The organism is Anaerobiospirillum succiniciproducens DSM 6400 (assembly GCF_000482845.1).
Classification (GTDB): Bacteria; Pseudomonadota; Gammaproteobacteria; order Enterobacterales; family Succinivibrionaceae; genus Anaerobiospirillum; species Anaerobiospirillum succiniciproducens.
The window spans coordinates 1-20,237 of record NZ_AXWV01000036.1 but is presented as its reverse complement, the minus strand read 5'-3'; the positions used below and the strand labels follow the sequence as shown (position 1 = coordinate 20,237).

Annotated in this window: 10 protein-coding genes and 2 rRNA genes; 1 reads left to right on the top strand and 11 read right to left on the bottom strand. The window is 44.1% G+C overall.

Annotated elements, in window-relative coordinates:
- Positions 1 to 13: 13 nt before the first annotated feature.
- From H524_RS16465 to H524_RS14560, 3 genes are all read right to left on the bottom strand, one after another.
- The gene (locus tag H524_RS16465) at positions 14 to 1,696 is read right to left on the bottom strand and encodes an N-acetylmuramoyl-L-alanine amidase family protein (RefSeq protein ID WP_052338946.1); all 1,683 of its coding nucleotides are present in this window, start codon (positions 1,694 to 1,696) and stop codon (positions 14 to 16) included.
- Between the two features lie 677 nt (positions 1,697 to 2,373).
- Positions 2,374 to 2,862, bottom strand: a complete 489-nt coding sequence (gene tsaE / locus H524_RS0106200; RefSeq protein WP_027939599.1) for a tRNA (adenosine(37)-N6)-threonylcarbamoyltransferase complex ATPase subunit type 1 TsaE — start codon at positions 2,860 to 2,862, stop codon at positions 2,374 to 2,376.
- A gap of 423 nt (positions 2,863 to 3,285) precedes the next feature.
- Entirely contained in the window at positions 3,286 to 4,905 is a 1,620-nt protein-coding gene (locus H524_RS14560; RefSeq protein WP_052338945.1) for an NAD(P)H-hydrate dehydratase, read from the bottom strand.
- A gap of 733 nt (positions 4,906 to 5,638) precedes the next feature.
- Here H524_RS14560 and ppgK point away from each other — a divergent pair.
- Positions 5,639 to 6,397, top strand: coding sequence for a polyphosphate--glucose phosphotransferase (gene ppgK, locus H524_RS0106190; protein WP_027939598.1), 759 nt, complete (start codon positions 5,639 to 5,641; stop codon positions 6,395 to 6,397).
- A 278-nt stretch (positions 6,398 to 6,675) separates the two neighbouring features.
- Here the strand turns inward: ppgK and H524_RS16460 are convergent, their stop codons facing one another.
- From H524_RS16460 to H524_RS0106150, 8 genes are all read right to left on the bottom strand, one after another.
- Positions 6,676 to 8,871, bottom strand: coding sequence for a single-stranded-DNA-specific exonuclease RecJ (locus tag H524_RS16460; protein ID WP_027939597.1), 2,196 nt, complete (start codon positions 8,869 to 8,871; stop codon positions 6,676 to 6,678).
- A 287-nt stretch (positions 8,872 to 9,158) separates the two neighbouring features.
- Complete coding sequence (locus H524_RS0106180; protein WP_027939596.1) at positions 9,159 to 11,366, bottom strand: DEAD/DEAH box helicase; 2,208 nt, start codon at positions 11,364 to 11,366, stop codon at positions 9,159 to 9,161.
- A gap of 525 nt (positions 11,367 to 11,891) precedes the next feature.
- A complete protein-coding gene (locus tag H524_RS14550) occupies positions 11,892 to 13,262 on the bottom strand; it encodes an ATP-binding protein (RefSeq protein WP_044121622.1) in 1,371 nt (456 codons plus the stop codon).
- A gap of 431 nt (positions 13,263 to 13,693) precedes the next feature.
- On the bottom strand, positions 13,694 to 16,705 hold the full coding sequence (locus tag H524_RS0106170; RefSeq protein WP_027939595.1) for a class I SAM-dependent methyltransferase: 3,012 nt from the start codon (positions 16,703 to 16,705) through the stop codon (positions 13,694 to 13,696).
- Between the two features lie 171 nt (positions 16,706 to 16,876).
- Positions 16,877 to 17,764, bottom strand: coding sequence for a 50S ribosomal protein L11 methyltransferase (gene prmA, locus H524_RS0106165; protein ID WP_027939594.1), 888 nt, complete (start codon positions 17,762 to 17,764; stop codon positions 16,877 to 16,879).
- A 96-nt stretch (positions 17,765 to 17,860) separates the two neighbouring features.
- Positions 17,861 to 19,297 (bottom strand): hypothetical protein, encoded by a 1,437-nt coding sequence (locus H524_RS17290; RefSeq protein WP_156907558.1) that lies wholly within the window; start codon positions 19,295 to 19,297, stop codon positions 17,861 to 17,863.
- Between the two features lie 637 nt (positions 19,298 to 19,934).
- Positions 19,935 to 20,050, bottom strand: a 5S ribosomal RNA gene (rrf, locus tag H524_RS0106155).
- A 105-nt stretch (positions 20,051 to 20,155) separates the two neighbouring features.
- Positions 20,156 to 20,237 (bottom strand): 23S ribosomal RNA (locus H524_RS0106150); the annotation flags it as partial.

Below are 20,237 nucleotides of genomic sequence, written 5' to 3'. Positions count from 1 at the left end.
GGATTTAAGGTGACTATTTGTGAATGACGAGCTTCTGTCCGATACGAATGTTATTGTTGGTCAGGCGGTTGTGGGCCTTAAGGGCGGACATGGAGACATTGTACTTACGTGCAATCACTGATAAAGACTCGCCCTTTTGTACAGTATGTACCACTACCTTAGCTGAACCTGTACGAATAGCACTTTCGTAACGGCTCTTAATATTTTGAATCGTATACTTCTCATAGTAGGCAACAATACCTTGATAGATAGAGTATGCGATCTGCTTTTGGTAGTTAGGCTGATTGAGCTGAATTTCTTCATATGGATTAGATAAGAAGCCAGTTTCAATCAACAGTGATGGAATATCAGGAGACTTAAGCACAGCTAAAGAGGCGTGAATTGGAGTATTCTTATGCAGCTTAGTGAACTTACCGAGCTTATTTAAGATCTCTTGACCCATGTTATAACCCTCAGAACGGGTGTTGTCTGAGGACATGGATAAGATGGTGGCTGCAAGATAAGGGTTTTGCTTATCAGTAGAGGAAAGTACCTCACCTACACCGCTTAAGAGCTGACCCTTGTTGCCGCTTAAAACCTTGTTGTTTTCACGCTGAGCACGATTGTTAGAAAGCACCCAAACTGACGCACCACGAGCTGAGGAGCCAGAGGCTACAGAGTCGGCGTGAATGGAAATAAGAATATCGGCCTTATACGCACGAGCCACCTCAGAGCGCTTATCTAAGTCCACAAATACGTCTTTATTACGAATCAGACGACCTCTAAAACGTGGATTAGAGTTTACGTACTTCTCAAGCTGCATAGCGATAGCTAAGGTTACGTCTTTTTCACGTACACCACGCTTACCTAAAGCACCAGGGTCTTTACCACCATGGCCAGCATCAATTGCAATGATGTATGGATTGGCTGAAGGTAGAGCGATCTGAGTTGGAGGTGGTGGAGCTTGAGTATCAAGCACCACTTCTTCCACCTTGCTAGGCTTCTTTTGGGCTGTTTGATTGTGCTTGTTCTTCTCAGCTGCTGCCTGTTGCGCGGCTTGTTGGGCATTAATCTGCTCCACACGGTCATGGTATTCCTTGACCTGAGCTGGAGTCATAGTTCTAATGCCGTCAGATCCAACCGAAGATAAAGAGTTTAATAAAGCGTTTTCTGCCTCATCTGCCTCTTTAACGGTAATAACCTTTACAGGAGGAGTACCTGCACCTTGGCCAGTACCAGCAAGCTTCTCTGCTGCTGTTTGGCTTAAAACCTTAACATCTTCTTTTGAAGATGGTTGACGCTCATTTGCAGTATGAGGGAAATCGATTACTAAACGATAGTTGCGACCATCCATAGGATCAAGCACAAAGATATTGGGAGTGCCTGCACCCTTGAGGCTGAAGATATAGCGAACATCATCGCCACTTAAGTTCTTTTGAAAGCCTTTGATAACTGAGCGATTATCTACTGCAAGCTTGTCAGTTGCAGTTTTGTAGTTTGAAACATCATTAAGACGAATGATGAATTGATTGCCATTTTCTGCAATGGCAGTGGAATAAACAGGCTTGTAATCAAGGTCGAGCACTACACGTGTTTTGTCAGAGTTTGAAAATGCTCTGACGCGCATAATGTTGTCGGCCTGTGCTATAGAAATACTTCCTACAGACAGCCACATCAATGCAAACAATAACAAAGCACGCTTGAATGCCGAAACCATGAGCAAAACCCTTAGTTAGGAGTGCAATGCTGCCTGAGCAGCATAACTATTTGTACATTCAATACTGAACTAAAAGGCTAGTCTTGAGCTTTAAGTGCAAAACTACTCAAATAACCTAGCATCCATGCACAGCTTATAACAGAGCTTGAAGATACATCTTATCAGCGTGTCTTATATCAAGCTTTTGACATGCATAAGCGCCCGCTCATAAACAGTTACAAGACACGAGTGGGCCTAAAACATTGAATGTAAAGATAGCTCGAACGCGCCTTAAACTGACACTACTTGAGCGCCTGGGCGTTCGCATCACAAGAAAACAAGATTAGAGTGTCTAATTTTAAGAGATTTGGTGGCGATTTGGGGGAACTTTTGCTCATTATTATGTAAAAATTTCCATATAAAGACGCTGATTAGCCCTTTTTTGGCCTAGATGCCACCCTAATTGCTCTTAATCAATGCACTGCTTGGCGCTCTTAGCGGCCACACATGCTACTTAACCATATGGCAGACAAGTACCATTAAGGTCCAGACATGGTGCTTAACCATGTAGCCGCAAAGTACCATTAAGGTCCACACATGGTGCTTAAGCATGTAGCCTAGAAGTACTATAGCTGGCCCATCAATAGAGCCTATCGCCACTGTAAAAATTAGCGACCTAATACGCTAATTAGACAATGCTAGATGAGGGTCTTAAGCTCATCTTCAGTAAAGAACTCAGAGGTAATCTTTAAGGTACGACCGTCTTCTTGATGGGTAAGAGATACGATTAAATCAGGCTTTGGCAAAATACCCTCGCCTCGATCTGGCCACTCAATCAAAATCACGGCATGTTTGGCAAAGTAGTCACGAATACCCATGAGCTCAAGCTCCTCTGGGTCAGCTAAACGATAGAGGTCAAAATGGAAGACCTCAGCGTCTACTCCATCCACCTTGTAGCTTTCAACGATGGTGTAGGTTGGTGACTTGACTGTACCCTCATAGCCCCAAGCGCGTAAAAAACCACGAGTTAAAGTAGTCTTACCTGCGCCCAAATCCCCCTCTAGATTGATACATAAAGCCCTGTTTTCAACCCTACCTAAAGTTTGGCTAAGCAAGGTAGCTAACTTGCTACCAAAGGCTACAGTTTCATCTTCGTTGGCTAATTGAGAGGTAACTTGATTGAGCATGTTGTCCTTGAGACCCTTTTGTAAACAAGATATAAACAGCCTTAGCTGTGCTCTTATCTTATCATTGCCACGACTTAGTGCGCATCTACACTGTAAATATGCTCATCTTTAGCAGTAAAACTTGCAACTTTTACATCTAAAGCACAGAAGATATGAGCGGATGGGAGGACTTATATTGCCTATCAAGGAGGTGATGCTGACGGCACGAATGCGCGTCAGCACATGGCCATGAAAGCCATCAATGGTCTAAAAGGACTGCAAGCTGCAGCTAATGAAAGGTGCAGCATGCGGTGTAACTTGCTCGTAGCTCTTAAATAGCAAGCGAGATTGTTGGCTAGGCGTTCGCTAGCTTTGTAACTTGCTTGCTGGCTAGGCGTGCACTAGCTTTGTAAATCGTTTGCTAGCTAGTCGGTAAATGCGAGGCTACTGCAGAAGGCGGTTGGCCAAGAGTAAAGAGGCGGTACGCTCGGCAATGTCAGTCATGCAATCGCCACCCTTTTGATTGGCAAGGCCTGGGCGCTTGTTAACTAAATAGCGAATGTATGGAAGCAAGTCGCTAGCTAGAGTACCGATGATGCCACTGTTTTCGCCTGATACAGTTCCAGCACGGCCGTGCACACATGCACCTGCTACAGTTGACTGCATTAAAGTTAAGCCTTGAGCACGTAAGGAGGCAATGATACCAGTAAGTAAATCACCCATGCCGCCAGAAGCCATTGCAGGTGAGCCCTCATGAACCACGATGATACTCTTGCCATCGCAAATTAAGGTGCCAGCGCCCTTGAGCAGAACTACACCACCACAGCGCTGCTGCAAAATATATACAGCATGGTAGCGGTCTTCATTAATCTTATCGTTGGTAGTAGCCAGTAAACGAGCTGCCTCACCTGGATGAGGAGTGAGCACCATGCGCTTAGAATAAGTCATGCCCTGTCTTGCCATAATAGTCAGAGCATCAGCATCAGCAATACATGGCTTGTTGGAGGCTGTTACTAAATCTAAGAGCTTTTCTGCGTTACTACCAGTACCTAAGCCTGGTCCAATAGCAATGGCGTCTGCCCAATCAATGGCCTCTTTAACTGCAGCATAATCTCTAAAGTTAACTGTCATTAACTCAGGGCGAGTTGCATGCAGCGAAATGATATTTTCCTCATCAGTTGCCACCTTGATAAGGCCAGCTCCGGTACGAGCTGCAGCTAAGCCACAGATATGGATAGCACCACCATAACCTTTATCGCCACCAATGATGAGTAAGCGTCCAGAATCACCCTTGTGTGAGGAGAGAGAACGCATTGGCAGATCGGCAATGATATCTTCATAAGTGGTTACGAATATTGGCAGATATGAGGCACCATCAGTATCGATAGCTGAATACTTACCATGGAAAGAATTAACATCGATACCTAAGTTAAACACCAAGATCTCGCCAACGTAATCAACGGCATCTCCAGTTACTAAACCTGGCTTGAGACCAAGCATACAAATGGTCTTATTGGCGTTGACACACTCGGTATAAACCTGGCCAGTATCAGCATTGATACCTGATGGGATATCTACAGAAATGATGTAAGCACGAGTGTTATTAATAAAGTCGATCCACTTGCCCATTTGGTCACGTGGAGGGCTTTCAAGACCAGTACCTAAAAGCGCATCAATTACGATATCTGGGCTGTAACCGCGCTCTGCCTCTTCATCAGGATCAGGCAGCTCAAACTCGGCCTTACCGCCAATCTTGCAGAAATAAGAATAAGCAATATAGGCCTCAGCATCTTGCTTAGGTACGCCTATAGCAAAGAGACGATATGGGATACGGCTTTTGTGTAGATATGCTGCCACAATGTATCCGTCACCGCCGTTGTTACCCTTACCAACTAAGACGTAGACCATCTTTGGATGCGTATTGACCGACAGCATCTGCTCAAAGACAGTTCTACCTGCTTTTTCCATAAGGTCATAGCAGTGTCCGTTGTTGTTTTGAGCATGGTCCTGCTCAATTAAACGGATCTCTTGTGTTGTAAACACTTGATGTGGTAAAGATGGCATGTAAGTAGTGCTCCTGACGATCTGCACAAGTTATTTTAACTTGGCAGCGAGTCAAACGGCATAAGCTCTAGCGGGGCTGATTTGAGTGTCTAATTACCCCATCCGTTTGGTTATTCTGCATACACAGTATGTCACAGATCTTGCCACAAATTACTAAGACGCACTTACAAAAATATAATCGCGGCATGACTTCCATGGCATGACCAATGAAATTTTAGCTTAAGTATCATCAGGCCATCATGACAACAAGTCATACGCTGTATGATTCTGTGATAGATCCATCAATAAATTTGATAATACGATCAGAAAGAGTGCTGTTATATCTAGGGATTTTAAGGCTTTCTTTAACAACATTGCACCAAATGTATGTGCACTTTCTTGCATCATGAACACAATTGCATTTGTGACTTTGTGCACGATTGATCTTAAGATGTAATGTATTTGGTCAGCCTAATACTATAATGACAATGCTCTAGCGAGAAGTGCAGTGTCCATCATATGACTAGCGACTAAGCACGCGCTTAAAGGCCGCGTTTTAAGCCAAAGCTATATGATCCTAACTGTTAACACTTTCCTCGCTCATAGCTCAGGCACTGTCTTGTTTAGAGTAGTTTGCAGGCAGTAATAGATTAACTGGTTGCTCATCGTAACTGTTCTTGCACCTTACTATGAGAATACCGCACTAAGGAGAAGGCTTATTCATGCTTATAGCATGCTTAAGCTTGCCAAACATATGGAAATATTAGGCATTGATATCGGCGGCAGCGGCATCAAGGGTGCTGTTGTAGAAACCACAACAGGTGAACTTGTTACCGAGCGCGTTCGCATTAAGACACCGCAACCATCAACTCCTGAGGCAGTGGCCGACACTATCAAAGAGCTTGTGGAAACTATCGGTTACCAAGGCCCAATGGCCTGCGGCTTCCCTGCACGTGTTATCAACGGAACTGTACTTACTGCAGCTAACATCGATAAGAGCTGGGTAAACGTGCATGTAGAGTCTTTGCTCAAAGAAAAACTCGGCAATGAAATCTTTGTAGCTAACGATGCTGACGTAGCAGGTATTGCTGAGATGACTTTCGGCGCTGGTTGTGGCGAAAAGGGTAAGGTGCTCATCGTTACCATCGGTACTGGTATCGGTACTGCCATGTTCTTCAATGGCGAACTGCTGCCTAACTTTGAAATGGGCCACATCATCCTCAATGGCGATGATGCTGAGCGTTACTGCTCAGATGCAGCTCGTGAAAAATTAGACCTCAAATGGAAAGAATGGGGTAAGCGCTTTAACGAGTACTTAAACCGTATCGACTTCTTAGTACAGCCTGACCTCTTTATCTTAGGCGGTGGCGCATCCAAGAAATTTGAGAAGTTTAAAGAACAACTTCACCTTGATAATGCTCGCGTTATCCCTGCAAAGACTCTCAACCTTGCTGGCATCATCGGTGCTGCAGTTTACTGTGAGCGTCGCTTAAACAACGAGGCTACTCACTAAGTTTAGTTTTTACCATTCCTATCAGCACAAAGCCCCAAGATCTTTTAGAGATCTTGGGGCTTGTTTTTTAGGTCAAGACATCACCTCAGCCTTAGGAGCAGCGCTGCGCCCGCAACCTTAGCCCTTGCCTTAGGCCTTAGCCTAATTCTGATCTCTTGCTTCGATCTTAGCCCATGCTTCAGTCTGAGCTCTTGCTTTCGATCTTAGCTCTTGCTTCGGTCTTGGCCCTAGTCCGTGCTCTGAGCTATTGGCGTGATGAGCTGGGGTGGCTTGCGCTATTAGACAGGTTCGATGGCCTCAATATTCATCTGCAAACGCTCATTGGCATAATAGCGATCTACGCCTAAGGTATAGATGACGCGCACCTTCATGTTGGCAGTTAAAGACTTCTCCTTGATATTGGCTCTGAACTTGATGCCATCAACAAAGCGATTAGATAAGGAGCGCAGTCGTAACTTTAAGTGACGGTTTGCCAAGATATTACTGTTCTCAATTAAGAAGATGCCATCAAAACGCGGCTCTTCAAAACTCTTACCCCAAGGACCAAAGAGTTCTAAGTCACGAGCAAACTCAACACACAAGTATGAGTCAGGTAAATCGCAGTCTGTAAACTCGCACACCTCAGAGTCAGCCTCTTCACGCACAGCAGCACAGGCTTCATCAAAGAGATATCTAAAGCGCTCAGCATCGCACTCACGAATAGTGGCACCGGCTGCTACAGCATGGCCGCCACAGGCAATGAAAATGTTTGGCTCACGCTCTTTGATGTAGGCAAAGACCTTCATCATATCGATACCAGGCACGGATCTAGCCGAGCCGACGATCTTACGCTGACCTACGGCTTCTTTTTGCTTAGACGCAGCCTCTACATTCTCAGCCTTATCGATGCTTGAGAGAATACCTGATGCGGCCGAACGAATGCGTGCTACCTCGGCAATACGCATACCATCGGCAAGTGCATTTGGATCTTTGTTTTCACTAAGTGTGCTGTCAGCATTATTAAAGCTTAGTGGCGCAGGAGTGATATTCAGCTCTCCAGATGGGACAGTCTGTGAACTTGCATTGAGCTCATCATTGTAATTGTCCACCGCACTCATCAGATTGATACCATCATCAACCTTAGCGCCCTCATCACAACCAAAGACCATGCTTGGCTTCTTGTAACGCTCTTTAATGCGATTGGCCACTAGACCTAAAATGCCAGTTAAGAAGGTTGGATCGTACAGCACGATACCGGCATTGTAGTCTTGCTTTTGCGCCGCCTCATCAAATGAGTCGTAAGCATCTTCAATATCCATGAGATCAGCAGAGTTTAACGCAGGATCTTCTGTTGCTTTTGCAGCCTGCTCTGAGGCTAAAGCATATTGCGCAAGGAGTGCATCACTAGAGGCATCTTTACCTTGTCCACTCTTAGAAGCTGCTATCTCTGCCTGATTACGTTGTTCTTTATACAGCTCCATAGCACGGCTAAGCATGACCTTCTCATGATCCATACGACGCTTATTGCACATATCGAGCTGTTTAGCGTAGATAAGTGCTGAATTATAGTCATCACTAAGCAAGGTCATGATGGCAGGATTTTGCGCAATCCTGATACGAGTTGCGGCATTAAAACGCGGGCACAGATCAAAAGAGATGGTCTTGATCTTTACTTTGGAGCAATCAATCTTCAAGTAATCAAGTAAGGCTAATAAACCTGGGCTACATTGACCCTTGTGAATACGCTTTAAACCAGCCTTAATCAAGCGACGATTGTTAGCATCAAAGGACATCACATCGCCAATCGTGCCTAAGGTAACTAAGTCCAAAAACTGGCTCATATTTGGCGCGGCTTTGGTGTCTTGATAGTAGCCCTCTTCAATTAACTTAGCACGAGTACCGATCATGACGTAGAAGAGCACGCCTACGCCGCACAAGTGCTTAGAGGCAAAAGTATCGCCCTTACGCTTATGATCTACTACCGCATCGGCCACTGGAATGTTTTCTTGTACCTCGTGGTGATCGGTTACTACTACCTTAATGCCTTGTTCTTTTGCATGAGCGACTGCATCAAATGCAGCAATACCGTTATCCACGGTAATAATGAGCTGTACCCCTGCTTTATGGGCGCGATCTACAACCGTCTTGTTAAGACCATAACCATCGTCATAGCGAGATGGCACATAGTAAGAAATCAATTGCTCTGGCAGACCAAAAGCCTTTAAGCAGCGTACGCCTAAAGCAGTACCAGTCATGCCATCAATATCATAGTCACCAGCAATCATGATGTGCTCACGATTGATGATGGACTGAGCGATGATATTGGCAGCCTTGTCTAAATCTAGCATGCTGTAAGGAGAAAGCATCTGCTTGAGGCTGTTATCAAGATCAGACGGCTCTTTAATACCTCGAGCGGCTAAGAGCTGACGCAAAATAGGATCTGCAATGAAGCTTAAGTGTGAATCATCAACTAATTTTCGTCTTACGATTTTCAATTAAGCCTCCTTAGCAAAGCTAAATGATTTAGAACACAAAACAGTGGCTCAAAGTACTTTGCCACCATCCTTAAATACCGCCACTAGGCTTATAAGCCAACTTAACGGATAACTAAGTCTCAACAAGACTTAGCCTATGAGCGTATCCACGCTCTAAAAAGCTACCGCTGCCTGAGGCTTTGCAAGCCTAAGGCTCAATGTAAGCAAGCGCCTTACGTTTGCTTAGCGCTTTCAAACTCTATGCGCTGCCCATGAATTGCTTTAGCCCGATGGCTTTAGCTTGATGGCTAAAGCTCCTTAGCTAGCTTTTTGAAGAAATCTAAAGCGCCCTTGATATCAAGGTGGGTATGCGCGTAGGTAATATATTTAAGATCGATTGGCAGATAGCAATTGTACTTTTCCCAATCGAGGTTCTTAACTTTCTTAAGCAGTTCCTTTGGGTCGATCTCGCCATTAAACAAGATGGACATAACTGCAGTTTTAAGATTATCGAGGCTAGCATAATCAAGCTCGATATGAGAGCCCACGCGGCTTGCGCCAATGGATGCCTTGTTGAGCATCAGCACGATGGTGTCTAACACGCGATCGCCCTTCCAAGGGAACAGCATGAGACCAGTTGGGCCAGTCACCATCACCTTTTTATCAAGACCGTAGTTAAAGAAATACTGCCTACCGCGCTCAAAGTTTTCTTTAGCTACTCTATCTAAGCAAGGTGGAGCCTCACCTGTAAGGTAAATACGATGCATCTCTTCGCGAATGGCATCATGTACCTGACCGCCGGCACCTTGAATAGGCAATCCAGAGGTCTTTTTCTTACTTGGCTTGACGCCAATAACGCGCTTTTGCTCATTAAAGTAAGTAACGCGCCATGCTTTTCCTGCAAACAAGAAGGTATCGTCCTCTTGTAGTGAGGTTAGCAGCGGAATACGACCAATGGTCTTACCATCGTGATCTACGCGGTATTCACGATTGTTATTAAACGATGCAAAGAACTCGTAATTAGAAACTAACGACTCACCCTCTAGTCCTAAGGTCAAAGTTCCATCTTGCATCTGCACAATCAGATCGTTTTCGCCTAAAGCGCGTAAGAGCTGAGCATACATTGCAGGAGTGGTCAGTGAGAATGGACCAGTCTTGCACAAGAGCTCATAAAGATTCTTTGCCGATACCGAGCCGTTAGAAGCGATCACTGACAGGGTCTGCTGAATCAGCGTTGAAAAAGCATATTCCTTTTGCAGTGGCGGCTCATACCAACGGCGCAGCAGTAAGTTTACGCTAGCGGCTGAAAGCACAGTATCTTCGCACAAAAGTGAGCTCATACGATTGATGATTGGTTCATTCTCTGGAATAAACAATCTTAAAACCGCACGGCCATCACGACGACCCGATCTACCTAAACGCTGACGCAATGACGCTACAGACGTTGGCGGTGCAAACTGAGCGATAGATTGTACATCGTTAATATCGATACCGAGCTCTAAAGTTGAGGTGCAAATTGCAGTTGTAGGCAAACGACCATCAATCAAACGATGCTCAAGGGTTTCACGTAACTCTTTAGATAGCGAGCCATGGTGTGGGAAAAACTCCTCAGGCACTCTATCGGCATGGCACAGCTCGCGTAAGTTATTTGCAAGTTGTTCTGTATCTGAACGTGAGTTGGTAAAGACTAAATTGTTTTTACCACGCAGCAATCTGTAGATGTCTTTAGCCACGCGATTGATGGCATCATCATGCATCAGCTGCGGTATTAACCTAGGCTCCTCTCCAGCAATATGCGGGATGTTATATCCCATGATCTTCACAGCTAAAGCTGAGGTCGTATGCTGATCAGAGGTAATGATCTGACAGTTTTTGTGAACGCTACCAGAACGCAGATACGAGGCAACTGAACCAATGTCATTTGAGAAGGTGGCTGAAATTGCGATACGTACAGGCACCTTACATATCAAGTTCTCAATACGATGTAACTGCGACTGCAGCTGATAGCCACGCTCTTTACCCATCAGGGCATGGAACTCATCGATAACGATGTAGCTTAGATCTTTAAATGCCTCTTTAAATACCGAGGTCTGATTGATGAGCAGCGACTCTAAAGACTCTGGAGTAATCAGCACGATGCCTGAAGGATTCTTTAACAGATTGCTCTTTTTATTAACGGCTACATCACCGTGCCATGGGGTGATCTTAATACCCAATGGCTCAGCCATATCAGTAAGACGTCGTACCTGATCGTTAATCAATGCCTTTAACGGGCTGATATACAGTACTGAGACGCCTTTGATCTTATTTTCATTTTGCTTAATGAAAGTAAGAACAGGCAAGAATGCAGCTTCAGTTTTACCTGCAGCTGTAGATGCTGAAATGATGACATCATCCTTATGCTCAAGCACAGGAATAATAGCTTGCTTCTGAATCGGGTGTAAGTCGCGCCATCTTTGCGCACCGATCCAGCGGCATACCAATGGATGCAGCAGCTGTAAATAATTGTCTGTCATCAATGACCTCCACCTTACAAGCTGTCAGATACTCGCACATGAGTGCAAGAGCTATATGACTACTCAAGACAAGCTTAATGCCTAAAGGTATTTGTAAGCGCCCGTACACACACTCAATGGTATGTGTCCCTTAAGTTATCGCTTGTCAGACTAACTTGAGGTTTAAACTTTTAGGCAGCTTTTAGATACGATCTGGCGCTGATATTATGAACCACAATCACTAATATGCAGCGCAATTGCTTATTTTTCCCAATCAGAGCCTCTAATGCTAGCTATATTTGCATGCCATAAGCTTGCAGAAGGGCAAGCTTGAGTGTCCTAAAATACAGGACAAAGGCCATGTACATTGCTTATACGCAACACTTTAGGCATCAATTATCTAAAGGCTAATACACAAAAAAAATACAGCGCTCTTTCTTTACAGCCAATGCTCAAAAGCAATCATTTGATGGGGCTGTATAAACGCAACAAACCCGCTCTGCACCGTGTACAGGCGGGTTCTATAGCTTGTGTAGATGATGATTGTTAGAGCTGGAATGTAGTTAGCTCGTCATCATCGTCATCTTGATCTTTGTTAGAGCTAAATGATGAGTATGAACCTAAGCTCTTATCACCGTCCTCATCATCAGAGTTATTGATGGTAACTAAGGATGGATCAGTCTCGCTATCAACACGGACATTCTCAATTAAAGACTGCCATTTGATCTCTGGATTCTGCTCAATAACAGACATCAGATCAACAAAAGCCTTAATGGTGTTACGTGGCGTTCTAAAGTAAGCCTCACCAATGTTATGAGAACAGTGCTTTAAGAATGCAGTTAACGCCTCATCTGGCAGGAGATACTTACTCTCATCGCCATTGGCAAAGACATTACGGATGTTGCTAAGCAGCACGAACAACTCTTCAGGTGAGAGGTTCTCAAGTCGCAGTACTGGACCATGATAATCCACTACATTGGCGATCTGAGCAAAAGTATTCTCCGCTAAACGAGAACGTAATGCCTCGTATGAGTATAAACCCTTTCTGGTATCGCAAAGAAAATCAGTGGTACCGCCAAGCATGAAACCAATGTTCTCAGTATTGCCCTGCAGACAGTCATTTAAGATACGCAGAATCTGCTCATAGTTAGCAGAACGAGCACGTGGTGATGGGAGCTTATAGAGGTTTACTAACTCATCTAGGTTAACCAATAAGCCCTTGTAACCAGCCTGACAGACAAAGCGTGCTAAAAGCTTGAGATGATCGTAAATTGAGCTATCAGTTACGATGGAACGGACGCCCAGCTCATTACGAGCCTCAGTCTTAGTGGCAAACTCGCCACGTAAGTAGCGAATTACAGCCTGCTTAAGATCATCATTGCCAGACTCAAAAGCCTTGTAATACTGTGCAATTACCTCAGCAAAGTCAAAGCCGCCAACTAACTCAGATAAAGATCTCAGCTTGTGCTTAATAACGGTTTCTACAGCCACACCCTGCTCTTCAGCAGCAGCGATCTGAGTAGTAATAAACTTCTCCACAACTGGAATCATGGCATTGCCATCAGGATGGGCACGGGTAGCCATATTACGCATCAGCTCTTGATATAAAGAGCGAGCCTGACCTGCAGCAGCATGGAGACGACGATCAGGTGATAAGTCTGCATTGACGACAACCATGCCTTTTTCTAAAGCCAGGTAACGTACTAATTGCAAGAAGAAGCTCTTACCAGCACCGAAATCACCGACTACGACCTTAAAACAGCTTCCACCAGAGCAGACTCTATCGAGCTCTTCGATCATCGCCTTTACTTCGTTTACTCGGCCTACCTGAATATGTTCAAGGCCAATACGAGGGGTAACACCGGCACGTAAAGACTGAATAATTGCGGAACGTTCACGAGGTCTAATTTTAGCCATTAGCTTAATCCTCAAGACTTATCGGGTCAGATGACAGCATGTAATCAATGATATGTTCAGATGCACACTGGACTTAAGAAAAGCCACCCAAAATTTGCGTGGATTAAACATTATAGCCCATTATTTCCATCTCAAATGCTTTATCTAACACTAGTGCACTAGAGTATCTTGCCTCATCTACAGCACTACACTGCATAAATATCAGATTTATTAGCGTGTTTTAGTCTAGTTTGGGATACATACTTATTGCATTTATTAGAGCACAAAGTCCTCAAGATGCGACTTTGCTCACGCAGCGCCCGCCCCTCTTCAGAGCTTTTTTTAAAATATGGGCCTGCAACTCATATCTTCTAGCAACACATCGTGGTGAGGCAGCATCTCCTCTTGCTAGAGGCAGCATCTACTCTTGCTAGAGTCAGCATCTAAAGATGCTAATCGCACACCTTCATAAAAATTGTGCTGCACATACGCATTGGCTTGCGCATACATTCAGCATCAAAGAGAGTGACATAGCCATACTTATCCATTGGAGATGACATCTGATACTGCTCTTTTAGTGCTAAAGGCAGATGCACAACATGATCTTCGCTAAGCGACAGTTCTTGATGATGAAGTTTGATCATGTACTTGATGACCTCCTCAACCATAGCCATATCCACATCATCATACGAGCCATCTTGAGAATTGCGCTTAGTAGACATCACGGTGAACAGCAGATCGTCAAATGGGAACAAAGGAATGTAACGCTCTGCAATGGCAGTATCTTGAAGATCATAGTTACCGTTAAACAGGCATAACAAACCGCCCACCTTAACCAAACTGTCTATGAGCATAAGAGAAGACTCAAACTCCTCAAAACTATAGATGGCCTTGCTGTGAAGCACATTCACGGTAGCAGGATGACGGCATAGAACTGTCATCACTGTCACTACATCAAACTTCCTTGTAGAGTCATTTTGATCTATGGCATGGAAGAACTCATCAGTAGTCTTAAAGTCCATATAGGCCTGCTTGCCATAGACTTCAACCTTATGCATACCACTAGCGTCATTGCTGCCAACACAGAGGTTGTCTCTCATTTGCAGCGCTCTGCAAATAGCATCAGGATTGATATCTACTCCCAGAATCTTAGAGCCGGGGAAATAAGTCACTAAATCGCAAGCCTCACGGCCACGAGAACAGCCAAAGCTTAAAACATTGGCATTGCTAAAATCGCTTTTTCCATACTGCTTGAATTGCTTAAAGCGTGCAAAGTAGCTTAAGAACATCCACTGTAATTGATAGCGGTTTGCCTCGGTAAAGTTAGACAGTTGCGCAGTATGCAGCTTATCTACTAAAGATACATTGGCACTATCTGCATCATGCTCATGATCTCCCTTAGTAAGGCTATGGTCTGTTAGGCCCTGATCGCCTTTATCAAAGGCTGCTTTTAAGGTCGTGATAAACTCGATCTTGCAATGGTAGTAAGCATCTAAACGCTGTTGCAGCTTAGTAACATCCCACTTACTCTTGAACCCATGTAGCGACTCACTCAAGCCGTTATCAATCAGTGTTTTAAGCGAGAGCTGACAGACAAAATCATCAATACCAAATGATCCTGAGGTTGCTTTCTTATAGCCGCCAACCGACAAGACAAGACGCATTAAACCCGCTCTCTTCAAGTGAGCATACTCATTTAAGAGCATCTCCCTTTCATCATCAGATGCAGGTACGTGATCCTTGCTTAATGCAAAATAGTTTAAGTCCGCCTCTAAAGCAGGATCAAAATCATTGCTAAGACCAAACACGGCCTTGCCAGCACTTAAAGCTAGCATTTGCTCATAGAAGCGATCAGAGATCAGAACATCAAAGTCCTCATGGATAAACTCATCGTAATCGCGTATCAACAGACACTGCTCGATAGGATCGCAATAGAGTTTAAACTCGCTTGATACGTCCTCACGTTGTGCATAAAAAGCGCTGATCTCATCTACAAAAGGATCGCCACCGTGCTTTAAAAAGAGATCGCGTTTAATGTTCTTATCGAGGCTAGCATTGATTCGATCGCACCACAGGCTACTTAACTGGGCATCTGAATAACGGTGCTGATTTACTGACTGTATTTCTTTAAACGCCTCGGCAAACACAAGATCTTTGCGGTCTTTTTCCATAGCAAAGAGATTACTTGCAAAGGCAGTAGCTGCAGCTCTATCGTCGCTTGCATTAAAGAAAGTATAGGCTGAGTCATTGAGCAAGAGCTTGATAGTACTATTTGGAAATACATCCATAACTTTGCAGATCAAGCGCGATGCTAGTGGAGATAGTTCAAATAGTGGGTGCTTAGTAAAGAGCTCTGATGAGATCACTACTATCGGAGCTCGGTTTAAAAAACTCGCCCTCTTAGAAAGATCATTATCCTTAGACACCATACGCGTGGTGTGAGCTTGCATATTGGAAAGATCATTATCCTTAGACACCATACGCATGGTGTTAGCTTGCATAGCGCCCGCACTAAAAGTTATTTGTGCACTTGCACTATCATCAGTCTGTGCATTTCCATGTGCAGAGTGATTGCTTGAGGCAGGAGCTACTGACTCATAAGACAAGATATGCTCGATTAAAGCACTAGTGCCTACCATGGCTCGTGCCGCTTCATAACTTCTAAAGTTCAAATAGCCATTATGCGCACTTAGGATGTGAGGCTCACAGTTCACTACACTGAGCTCTTTGAGCTTTGCAAAGAAAGCTTGAAGATCGTTTGCGCTTGCATAGACGCTCTCTTTATCATGATCTTCATTGAGCATGCAGATAGCTTGAGCTTGTGATAATACCTTGCACAAAGTGAAAGCTGCTGCCCTTAGCGAAAAGCTCTTAGCACCTGCAAAGTCAGCAGACATATGCTCATTATTTGAAGCTCTGCTCTTATCTAAGCTTTGGAGCAAGAACTCATCATTTAAAATGTCGTTAAGGAGCTCTTTTTTAACCTTAAAGTTGAAGATGAAGCTAGTTAACTTAGAGTTTGCCAATAGTAGTGAACAGAGCTCCTCATTGAATGCACTTTTGTAAGTGAACTCTCCGTGCATAAAATAGAAAATGGCATCAAAGTTCTGCTTTACAAAGTCTGCATTAAAAGCACCAAATTCAGGTAATGAGTAGAACTTAAAACTACTAAGGAAGCTGATATCATCGTCACTTATGCGCTGTGCAGATGGTTCTGAAAGTTCTGCTGCACTGTCACCTGTTAGACCAAAACGTATATCCAATGTATCTGCGGCATTAAAGAGCACATGCTCTGAGAGCATGGCAGGAAGACTCATAAAACGGTTATACCGTGGGCCATCACGATAATCCCTGAACAGCATCGGCTCATCATTAACCTTAAAGCCTGCTCTTGCGCATGAGTCTTCTTCAGTCACTGCAGCAAAGCTATCGCAGTTAAGTACTAGCACTCGACGCTTATCCATGATGGATCCTACCTTAAAAATTCAGCCGTACAAATAACAAAGCCCTGACAGATCTTAATCTATCAGGGCTCAATAAACATCAGTACTGTTGTAAATATGTCGAGAAGGACAACATGTACATACGTGTAGCGTTCGACAGCAGTGCTTGATTATTATGTAAGTGCTATGTGCTTACTTGCGGGTACCCACGATTAATACCCAGCCTTCTTTGACCTTGGTGTAATCGATAGTAAAGTCACGAGAGTAAGCCTCAATCACTTCATCTGCCTGGCTCTCAAGAATACCGGATAACGCAAGCTTACCTTGGCTTTGACATAAAGCAGCAATAGAAGGCTCAAGCTCAGCTAATGGGCCTGCAAGGATGTTAGCAACGACCACTGGGCACTGAGGAATATCCTTGTTGTTGCCATCAAATACTTTAAGGCGATCGGCAACATCATTACGCTGAGCATTATCCTTAGAAGCAATTAAAGCTTGTGGATCGATATCTACACCGTAGGCTTGAGAGGCACCAAGTTTTAAAGCAGCAATAGCTAAAATGCCAGAGCCACAGCCATAATCAAGAATGGTCTGATTGCTCATATCCTGCAGCGAATCTAAAAAGCCTAAGCATAAGAATGTGGTTGGGTGTGTACCAGTACCGAAAGCAAGACCAGGGTCTAACATTACAGTCACAGCATCTTTTTCTGGAACCTCACACCATGATGGGCAGATCCACAGCTTTTCACCGCACTTGATTGGCTTAAAGTTATCCATCCATGCTCTAACCCAATCTTTATCTTCAAGATCATGAGCTGCAATTGGATAGTTATCGCCGTAAGTGTGCTGCAAATAAGAAACTACAGGGTCAGTATCAGTGCCCTTTTCAAACAGACCAACTACCTGAGTATTTGGCCATACACGCTGCTCACCTGGCAGTGGTTCTAAGATAGGATCGTCTTTAGCGTCCTGGAAGGTTACGGATACAGCACCAAGGAAAAAGAGGATATCAGAGATCTCTTCAGCCTTATCGCCATTTGTGATTAAGGAAACCTCTTTCCAAGCCTGATTGTCGCTCATGCAATACCTCTTAATTATTCTAAAAACCGTTTATAAAGTTACGGCTATTCGTTAACTATAATCTACAGTCCCGTAAGAGCTGTAGACTTAAATTCATTAGGCTGATGGATTTTCCACTGCTCTAACCACTGTACCTTTGGCACGATTCATCTCTTCGGCACGTAATCCATATACAGGCGCACCACGAGAAGCAGAAGTCATGGCAGCACCTTCCATCCTAGCTTGTGCATTTTCAGAGATGCGATAAGCCTCATTATCTGACAATGAGCTAATTGGGAATGGAGTGCTCAGCGGAACTTCAATTTCTGACTGGCCATAAGGGTTTTCAATCAAACGACTAATGCGCTTGTAGATAGCACCACATTGATCGCCAATCTCGCACAGATACAGTTTATTGATGCGATCAACTAAGACCTTATCATTAACCAAGACCTTTAGCTCATGAATCGATACTGCCTCAGGGTTAACCACCTGCACGTACAACCATGAGCCGTCCTCTTCCACGTCAGCTACATTGCTAATACCACCAAGTACACGAATGTAACCTAATACTAAGAGCTCTGGTGAGTCATTAGCATTAATACTAAAGCCTGTACGTGAAGAGCGCATCTTGCGACGCAGCGAAAGCTTCTTTTCCCTGTTGATGAACATAGACAGAATTACTGTGAACATCGGGACAAAGACAGCAAAAGCCTCTAATACCACACCAGAACCTGACTCCTGATTTAAGAACATACGGGAACGAGATAGAGTGATATTAGGTAAATAGAGATTGTCTACAGTAGTGATGGCTGGTACCTGCAAGAAATAAGAGAGCGTAAAGCACAGCATTGCAGAGCCAAGCAAAATGCAAAATGATCCTGGGAAGAAGATGAGTAACATGAGCAAACTCAATGATACGCATGCGCCTATTGATCCAGTCATAATGCAAATTACCACCATCAAGGTTAAGAATAATCTGACATGACGTTTCGTGAAGAAGGAACGAATAAAGATTGTGGCTGGTAGCGAGAACAGATTGGTCAGAATTATCGTATTAACAAACGCGGTGACCATGCTATTGTGATATTGGCTAGTGATCAGCTCACCGACTAAATCATGGAAGCCGACTGACTGTAGCAACAGATAAATAGGCACATAAATAATCGATAAAAAGCTTTGGCCAAAGGTTTCATCTAGCGTATAGAGGATGAAGATATCGAGCTGTCTAATAACTACGTAGATAAAGATGAAAGTCGCGACAGGCAACATCACTACAAAGATAAAGCTGATGAAGATACGTCCTGTCTGATTAAGGAAGGGCTCATCTTTAGAGCTGCTAGAGTACGGTAACATTGCAAGCAGCGATGACACCGCAGTACAGACACAGATAATGGGATTTAATACGGCTGTAGAGTGGTTATCTGGAATAAAGATAACCGACGCTACATAGACTGCAGCTACCGAGCAAATCTGAAAGACACGATCGAAGGTAGGAACTAAAAACGCTACCGCTACGGCAAATAGTCCTGGGAAAAAGATCCGTACACTCAAAAGCAATACTTGCCTTAAGTCATCAGGCAAATTAGGAGTGTTTTGCGCGTTCAAAGACCAAGTACTTATCGCCATTAACATAAGCGGCAATAAGATTAAAAAGCTGCGCTGTTTATAAGAATATGATTGTAAGTGAGTCACTAGCTATCTTCCTACTCAAGCTCACTAAAACTAAGCCATAGTAGCTCAATGACTTGCTATAGCCACAGCGCACTGTTGCATTTAGCTGCACACTACGATGAACGAACACATCAGCACGGTTGATCTGTATGCAGATAATGACTTAATCATAGCCATTTGTGCAATCAGATAATCTCATCATTATAGCAAAAGCTGAAAATAGGCGGTGTTAACAAAAGAAAGGAGATAATGGCAGATACTGCATAAGCTTGAGCATACCTAAACAGCTGCCAAGGCAAGATAAGCACGAGCGTATTCAGCCTAGCTTACGTACGCTGCTGCAGCAAAGGAAAGATAAACGCTAGAGTAACTAAATAAGCCTAGCTTATTTACCCTGCAGCAAAGGCAAGATCAGAAAAGCCACAACTGCATAAGCTATAAGATTGTTTTTACAGTAGCCTAAAAGCGCAAAAGCCCCTGAGCTTTTGGCTCAGGGGCTTTTGCATTAGAAAATTAAGCCTGGCGATGACCTACTCTCGCACAATCGTACGTTGCACTACCATCGGCGTCACTGCATTTCACTTCTGTGTTCGGAATGGGGACAGGTGGGTCTGCAGCACTATGGTCGCCAAGCAAATCTGTATTTAAAAATCTATCAGCAAGCTGCAAGCGACATGTTGTCGCTTTGTTTAACTCTCTATTTAATGGAAACCTTGCCTTAAAACCTTTCGGGGTTGTATGGTCAAGCTTTCGGGTCATTAGTATTGGCTAGCTTCACACATCACTGCGCTTCCACATCCAACCTATCAACGTCGTAGTC

Coding starts and splice junctions, on each gene's coding strand:
- H524_RS0106170 (WP_027939595.1), bottom strand. CDS start 16,705: ATGGATAAGCGTCGAGTGCTAGTACTTAACTGCGATAGCTTTGCTGCA.
- H524_RS0106180 (WP_027939596.1), bottom strand. CDS start 11,366: ATGACAGACAATTATTTACAGCTGCTGCATCCATTGGTATGCCGCTGG.
- H524_RS14560 (WP_052338945.1), bottom strand. CDS start 4,905: ATGCCATCTTTACCACATCAAGTGTTTACAACACAAGAGATCCGTTTA.
- H524_RS14550 (WP_044121622.1), bottom strand. CDS start 13,262: ATGGCTAAAATTAGACCTCGTGAACGTTCCGCAATTATTCAGTCTTTA.
- H524_RS16465 (WP_052338946.1), bottom strand. CDS start 1,696: ATGGTTTCGGCATTCAAGCGTGCTTTGTTATTGTTTGCATTGATGTGG.
- ppgK (WP_027939598.1), top strand. CDS start 5,639: ATGGAAATATTAGGCATTGATATCGGCGGCAGCGGCATCAAGGGTGCT.
- tsaE (WP_027939599.1), bottom strand. CDS start 2,862: ATGCTCAATCAAGTTACCTCTCAATTAGCCAACGAAGATGAAACTGTA.
- prmA (WP_027939594.1), bottom strand. CDS start 17,764: ATGAGCGACAATCAGGCTTGGAAAGAGGTTTCCTTAATCACAAATGGC.